We start from the raw sequence: 1,786 nt of genomic DNA on the forward strand, positions 1-1,786 counted from the left end.
CCTCAAAACTAAACAAATTTTCGACAAGTGTGTAGGTTTCCGTAATATTCCTTAGAAAGGAGGTGATCCAGCCGCAGGTTCTCCTACGGCTACCTTGTTACGACTTCACCCTAATCATCTGTCCCACCTTAGACGGCTGGCTCCTAAAAGGTTACCTCACCGGCTTTGGGTGTTACAAACTCTCATGGTGTGACGGGCGGTGTGTACAAGGCCCGGGAACGTATTCACCGCGGCATTCTGATCCGCGATTACTAGCGATTCCAACTTCATGTAGGCGAGTTGCAGCCTACAATCCGAACTGAGAACGGCTTTAAGAGATTAGCTTAACCTCGCGGTCTCGCAACTCGTTGTACCGTCCATTGTAGCACGTGTGTAGCCCAGGTCATAAGGGGCATGATGATTTGACGTCATCCCCACCTTCCTCCGGTTTGTCACCGGCAGTCTCATTAGAGTGCCCAACTAAATGCTGGCAACTAATAATAAGGGTTGCGCTCGTTGCGGGACTTAACCCAACATCTCACGACACGAGCTGACGACAACCATGCACCACCTGTCATTCTGTCCCCGAAGGGAACGGCCTATCTCTAGGTTTGTCAGAAGATGTCAAGACCTGGTAAGGTTCTTCGCGTTGCTTCGAATTAAACCACATGCTCCACCGCTTGTGCGGGCCCCCGTCAATTCCTTTGAGTTTCAACCTTGCGGTCGTACTCCCCAGGCGGAGTGCTTAATGCGTTAGCTGCAGCACTGAAGGGCGGAAACCCTCCAACACTTAGCACTCATCGTTTACGGCATGGACTACCAGGGTATCTAATCCTGTTTGCTACCCATGCTTTCGAACCTCAGCGTCAGTTACAGACCAGAGAGCCGCTTTCGCCACTGGTGTTCTACCATATATCTACGCATTTCACCGCTACACATGGTGTTCCACTCTCCTCTTCTGCACTCAAGTTATCCAGTTTCCAATGCATTTCTTCGGTTGAGCCGAAGGCTTTCACATCAGACTTAAAAAACCGCCTGCGTTCGCTTTACGCCCAATAAATCCGGATAACGCTTGCCACCTACGTATTACCGCGGCTGCTGGCACGTAGTTAGCCGTGGCTTTCTGGTTAGATACCGTCACTAGGTAAACAGTTACTCTTACCTACATTCTTCTCTAACAACAGAGCTTTACGATCCGAAAACCTTCTTCACTCACGCGGCGTTGCTCCATCAGACTTTCGTCCATTGTGGAAGATTCCCTACTGCTGCCTCCCGTAGGAGTTTGGGCCGTGTCTCAGTCCCAATGTGGCCGATCACCCTCTCAGGTCGGCTACGTATCATTGCCTTGGTGGGCCTTTACCTCACCAACTAGCTAATACGCCGCGGGTCCATCCAAAAGTGACAGCTTACGCCGTCTTTCATTATCAAACCATGCGGTTTAACAAATTATGCGGTATTAGCACCTGTTTCCAAGTGTTATCCCCCTCTTTTGGGCAGGTTACCCACGTGTTACTCACCCGTTCGCCACTCATTATCTTCGGTGAGTGCAAGCACTCGGTGAAGATAATGCGTTCGACTTGCATGTATTAGGCACGCCGCCAGCGTTCATCCTGAGCCAGGATCAAACTCTCATATAAAAAGTTGATTGCTCTTATTGTTTTGTTACTTTTTGAAACTAGCGAATTGACTTCGCAAATGTTTGCTCTTAACTCTTAGTTAAGAGACCCTACACATTTGATTTGTCGAAAATTTGTTCAGTTTTCAAAGATCTACTTGGTTGCTTTTGACAACTTTTATATCATATCAA

At 48.5% G+C, this 1,786-nt stretch carries 1 rRNA gene; it reads right to left on the reverse strand.

The window, feature by feature from the left end:
• Window positions 1-55 precede the first annotated feature (55 nt).
• Window positions 56-1,616 (reverse strand): 16S ribosomal RNA (locus tag AC1RPN_RS07655).
• Window positions 1,617-1,786: the final 170 nt, after the last annotated feature.

The sequence above is a fragment of the Dellaglioa sp. CoH-57-MRSF-20 genome, from assembly GCF_056781955.1.